This window comes from Collinsella sp. BA40, from assembly GCF_008014645.1.
Taxonomy (GTDB): domain Bacteria; phylum Actinomycetota; class Coriobacteriia; order Coriobacteriales; family Coriobacteriaceae; genus Collinsella.
Genome location: NZ_VOWY01000008.1, coordinates 1 through 5582, shown reverse-complemented (window position 1 = coordinate 5582; position 5582 = coordinate 1). Strand labels below are relative to the sequence as shown.

The 5582-nt window shown below is 64.4% G+C and carries 1 protein-coding gene and 3 rRNA genes; all 4 read right to left on the bottom strand.

Features of this window, described 5'->3' with window-relative positions:
* Nucleotides 1–40: 40 nt before the first annotated feature.
* A 5S ribosomal RNA gene (gene rrf, locus E4J93_RS03735) occupies nt 41–156 on the bottom strand.
* 165 nt (nt 157–321) lie between these two features.
* Nucleotides 322–3294: ribosomal RNA gene (locus tag E4J93_RS03730) — 23S ribosomal RNA — on the bottom strand.
* A gap of 366 nt (nt 3295–3660) precedes the next feature.
* Nucleotides 3661–5170: ribosomal RNA gene (locus tag E4J93_RS03725) — 16S ribosomal RNA — on the bottom strand.
* The 16S, 23S and 5S rRNA genes sit together here, the layout of an rRNA operon.
* 107 nt (nt 5171–5277) lie before the next feature.
* Nucleotides 5278–5582, bottom strand: a 305-nt coding sequence (locus E4J93_RS08155) for a hypothetical protein (RefSeq protein WP_222705687.1), incomplete at its 5' end; no start/stop codon positions are given.

Sequence of the window (5582 nt, the reverse complement as noted above, 5' to 3'; positions counted from 1 at the left end):
CGCGGGAGGACCCCTTCCATGCACCGAAGTGCCGTCCACCGGTCAGCGGCGCCCTGCTCTCCCACGGGCTTCCCCCGCAGTACCATCGGCGCGGTGCGGCTTAGCTTCCGGGTTCGGAATGGGACCGGGCGTGCCCCGCACGCTGTGGCCGCTGACCGGTGGGCGGCGCTCCGCCCACCGACTGGTGTCGCGATGTCCCGGAGCCTCGCGGCTCCGCGTGCCCTGGGGGCCGCACAGCGAGGAGGGAAGACCCGCGCCGATACATCCGGCCCGACCGCGCTCGGAGCGCGCGGCACCCTTCAAGGACGCCCACGCGTGGATGCGGGTAAGAGCTCGGGCGATTAGTACCGCTCGGCTGAGCACGTCGCCGTGCTTGCACCTGCGGCCTATCGACCAGGTGTTCTACCTGGGCCCTTACCGAAAAGGAGAACTGATCTCGGGAACGGCTTCCCGCTTAGATGCCTTCAGCGGTTATCCGCGCCGGACGCGGCTACCCGGCCATGCCGTTGGTCGACAACCGGTTCACCGGAGGTCCGTCCACCCCGGTCCTCTCGTACTAGGGGCAGCCTCCCTCGATTCTCCTGCGCCCGCGGAGGATAGGGACCGAACTGTCTCACGACGTTCTGAACCCAGCTCGCGTACCGCTTTAAACGGCGAACAGCCGTACCCTTGGGACCTGCTCCAGCCCCAGGATGCGATGAGCCGACATCGAGGTGCCAAACCTTGCCGTCGATGTGGACTCTTGGGCAAGATCAGCCTGTTATCCCCGGAGTACCTTTTATCCGTTGAGCGACGGCCCTCCCACGTGGGGCCGCCGGATCACTAGAGCCTGCTTTCGCACCTGCTCGGGTCGTAGCCCTCGCAGTCAAGCCCGCTTACGCTCTTGCACTCAAAAGGACGGTTGCCGACCGTCCCGAGCGGACCTTCGCGCGCCTCCGTTACCCTTTAGGAGGCGACCGCCCCAGTCAAACTGCCCGCCTGGCACGGTCCCCCGCCCTGCTTCAAGGGACGGGGTTAGGACGCCGGTGCGGCGGGGGCGGTATTCCAAGGGCGGCTCCGCGGGGGCTGGCGCCCCCGCTTCGATGCCTCCCGCCTATCCTCTACGCGCCGGACCAGCGGCCAATGCCAAGCTGCAGTGAAGGTTCACGGGGTCTTTCCGTCCTTCCGCGGGTAAGTCGCATCTTCACGACTAGTGGAATTTCACCGGGTCCATGGTTGAGACAGCGCCCAAGTCGTTGCGCCTTTCGTGCAGGTCGGAACTTACCCGACAAGGAATTTCGCTACCTTAGGACCGTTATAGTTACGGCCGCCGTTTACCGGGGCTTGGCTTCGGGGCTTCGCTCGCGCTAACCCCTCCGCGTGACCTTCCGGCACCGGGCAGGCGTCAGACCCTATACGTCGCCTCGCGGCTTATGCAGAGTCCTGTGTTTTTGGTAAACAGTCGCTTGGGCCTCTTCACTGCGGCCCCCCTCCGCTCCCCGGGCGAGCCGGTTCACGTACGCGGGGGCACCCCTTCTCCCGAAGTTACGGGGCCATTGTGCCGAGTTCCTTAACCATGGTTGACCCGATCGCCTCGGTATGTTCTACCCACCCACCTGTGTCGGTTTGCGGTACGGGCGCGATGGCGCCTGCCTAGGGGTTTTTCTGGGGACCACGGGCTCACTCGCTTCGCTCGATCGCTTCGTCCGGAGCCTCGCCCGCACGGTGCCGGATTTGCCTGGCACCGGGCCTACGCTCCATCACGGGGACGTCCAGAACCCCGCCGAGCCACCCCGATCCGTCGCCCCGTCGGTCGTGACGGTTCCATCGCGGTGCAGGAATGTCTGCCTGCTGCGCTTCGACTACGCCTTCCGGCCTCGCCTTAGCCCCCGACTGACCCTGGGAGGATTAGCCTTGCCCAGGAAACCTCGGGTTTACGGCGGACGAGTTACCCTCTCGTCTCTCGCTACTCATGCCAGCATTCTCGCTCCCAGAAGGTCCACGGTCGGTTCCCCTCCCGCTTCGCCCCCGCTGGGACGCTCCCCTACCGATGATATGAATCATCCCGCCGCTTCGGTTCAGAGCTTAGCCCCGTGTATTGTCGGCGCATGTCCACTCGACCAGTGAGCTGTTACGCACTCTTTGAAGGCGTGGCTGCTTCTAAGCCAACCTCCTGGTTGTCTGCGCGGACGCACATCCTTTGCCACTCGGCTCTGAATTAGGGACCTTAGCGGGCGGTCTGGGCTGTTTCCCTCTCGAACACACAGCTTAGCCCACATGTTCTGACTGCCGCGCTCTAGACCCTCGGGCATTCGGAGTTCGGTTCGAATCGGTAGGCGGCGAAGCCCCCTCATCGATCCGGTGCTCTACCTCCCGGGGTTAACGCGCGACGCTAGCCCTAAAGCTATTTCGGGGAGAACGAGATATCTCCGGGTTTGATAGGCCTTTCACCCCTATCCCCGGGTCATCGCCGCCGTTTTCAACCGACGTGCGTTCGGCCCTCCACGGGGTCTTACCCCCGCTTCAGCCTGCCCAGGGATAGCTCACCCGGCTTCGCGTCTGCGGCCGCCGACTCCATCGCCCTGTTCGGACTCGCTTTCGCTCCGGCTCGCTTCAAAGCTTAACCTCGCCGACGGCCAGCAACTCGCTGGCTCATTCTACAAAAGGCACGCCGTCACACCACTGAAGGGTGCTCCGACGCCTTGCGGGCGCACGGTTTCAGGTACTGTTTCACTCCCCTCCCGGGGTGCTTTTCACCTTTCCCTCACGGTACTGGTTCGCTATCGGTCACAGGAGAGTATTCAGGCTTGGAGGGTGGTCCCCCCGGGTTCGGACCGGGTTTCACGTGCCCGGCCCTACTCAGGGACCTCCGCCGGGCTCCATCCTCAGGGTGCGCCTACGGGACTCTAACCCTGTGCCGCCGGCCTTCCCATGCCGTTCGGCTCCCCTGGATGGATGCCCGCCGGGAGCGCCAGCTCCCGGGCGGGAGGCCCTGCAACCCCGGCGGCGGTATAGGCTGGCGCCCGCCCGCTCGCCGGTTTGGCCGTCGGCCCCCTTTCGCTCGCCGCTACTCGGGGGATCTCGTTGTTGATTTCTTCTCCTCCGGGTACTTAGATGTTTCAGTTCCCCGGGTTGTCCTCCCCCGGAATATGAGTTCTTCCGGGGGATGCCAGGACTTCTCCTGGCGGGTTCGCCCATTCGGAGACCCGCGGGTCGAAGGGTGTGTGCCCCTAACCGCGGATTATCGCAGCTTGCCGCGTCCTTCATCGGCTTCCTGTGCCAAGGCATCCGCCGTGCGCCCTACGTATCTTGCCCGCGCCACGGCGCGGGCGTCCGTAGTTCCTCGGTCGCTCTCGGCGACCGGTGCATGGGTGTCGCATACCGTCCGGGCCCTGGGGGCCCGGGCGGTCAGATGCTCCTTGCATTTCTTTCGATATTCTTGTTCTCGCAGATTTATTCGAAGATGAATCTTCGTCCTCTTCAAGTTGAGAATCGATCAGATCAGATGTATTCACTACAGATCTTCGTCTCGCTATGCGGCTCTCAAGGTACGCGGGTGCGTGCCCCGGGGACCGGACGCTGCGGGCGGGGGCGCCGGGAGGACAGGCCGGACGGGTGTGCTCCACCGCGCCCGTCTGAACAATTTCATGATCTAGTTTTCCTAGAGGTGTATCTCCCTAGAAAGGAGGTGATCCAGCCGCACGTTCCCGTACGGCTACCTTGTTACGACTTCACCCCCCTCACCCTCCACACCTTCGACGCCTCCCTCCCGCGAACGGGTTGGGCCGGCGGCTTCGGGTGCAGACGACTCGGGTGGTGTGACGGGCGGTGTGTACAAGGCCCGGGAACGCATTCACCGCGGCATGCTGATCCGCGATTACTAGCAACTCCGACTTCATGGGGGCGGGTTGCAGCCCCCAATCCGAACTGGGGCCGGCTTTGAGGGATCCGCTCCGGCTCGCGCCATCGCATCCCGCTGTACCGGCCATTGTAGCACGTGTGCAGCCCAGGGCATAAGGGGCATGATGACTTGACGTCGTCCCCGCCCTCCTCCGGCTTGGCGCCGGCGGTCCCGCATGGGTGCCCAGCTCTACCTGCTGGCAACATGCGGCGGGGGTTGCGCTCGTTGCGGGACTTAACCCAACATCTCACGACACGAGCTGACGACAGCCATGCACCACCTGTGCTAGCTCCTCTCGGCCACCGGGTCTCCCCGGCTTCACTAGCATGTCAAGCCCTGGTAAGGTTCTTCGCGTTGCTTCGAATTAAGCCACATGCTCCGCTGCTTGTGCGGGCCCCCGTCAATTCCTTTGAGTTTTAGCCTTGCGGCCGTACTCCCCAGGCGGGACGCTTAATGCGTTGGCTGCGGCACGGAGGGACTCTCCCCCCACACCTAGCGTCCATCGTTTACGGCTGGGACTACCAGGGTATCTAATCCTGTTCGCTCCCCCAGCTTTCGCGCCTCAGCGTCGGTCTCGGCCCAGAGGGCCGCCTTCGCCACCGGTGTTCCTCCCGATATCTGCGCATTCCACCGCTACACCGGGAATTCCACCCTCCCCTACCGGACCCGAGCCGCGGGGTTCGGGGGGCGGACCGGGGTTGAGCCCCGGGATTTGACCCCCCGCCTACGCGGCCGCCTACGCGCGCTTTACGCCCAATGAATCCGGATAACGCTCGCCCCCTACGTATTACCGCGGCTGCTGGCACGTAGTTAGCCGGGGCTTCTTCTGCAGGTACCGTCTTGACTCGTCCCTGCTGAAAGCGGTTTACGACCCGAAGGCCTTCGTCCCGCACGCGGCGTCGCTGCGTCAGGGTTGCCCCCATTGCGCAAGATTCCCCACTGCTGCCTCCCGTAGGAGTCTGGGCCGTGTCTCAGTCCCAATCTGGCCGGTCGGTCTCTCAACCCGGCTACCCGTTGTAGGCACGGTGGGCCGTCACCCCGCCGTCTACCTGATGGGCCGCGACCCCATCCGGCTCCGCGAAAGCTTCGCCCGCCCGGACATGCGTCCGGGCGGGTTCGCCGGGTATTACCCGCGGTTTCCCGCGGCTATCCCCGAGAGCCGGGCAGGTTGGTCACGTGTTACTCAGCCGTTCGCCACTCGCTTCCACCCGGGGGTGGGTGCCGTTCGACTTGCATGTGTTAGGCGCGCCGCCAGCGTTCATCCTGAGCCAGGATCGAACTCTCCGTCCAAATACATGGGCGCGGAAGAGCCCGTCCGGCCGGCTGTAACGCCGATCGGATCCATTCTGTGCTATAAGCTAGTTTCTGGTTTGGAAAGGAATCGCAAGGTTCTCGCCTTACTCTTCTGACTTCCGTACATCACTGCTACCATACAAAATGGCATTCGTTCTGTCTCCCGGCGGATGCATCCGACTGGATCGGATGTCCGCCTCGCAGTATCCGGTTCTCAAGGTACGCGCCGGGCGGTCCTCCTCGGAGCCGCGCGGCAAGGAGATATATTGCCACACCCCCGCTCCCCCGCCGCCGGGGATATCGTCCTCCACAACTTGAACACATCTAATGCCGCCCGCCGCCTGCTTCCGCTCGTTGTCCGACATGCCGGCGTTCTCGGGGGCCCATCCTTCGAGCGCCGGCCGCCCGG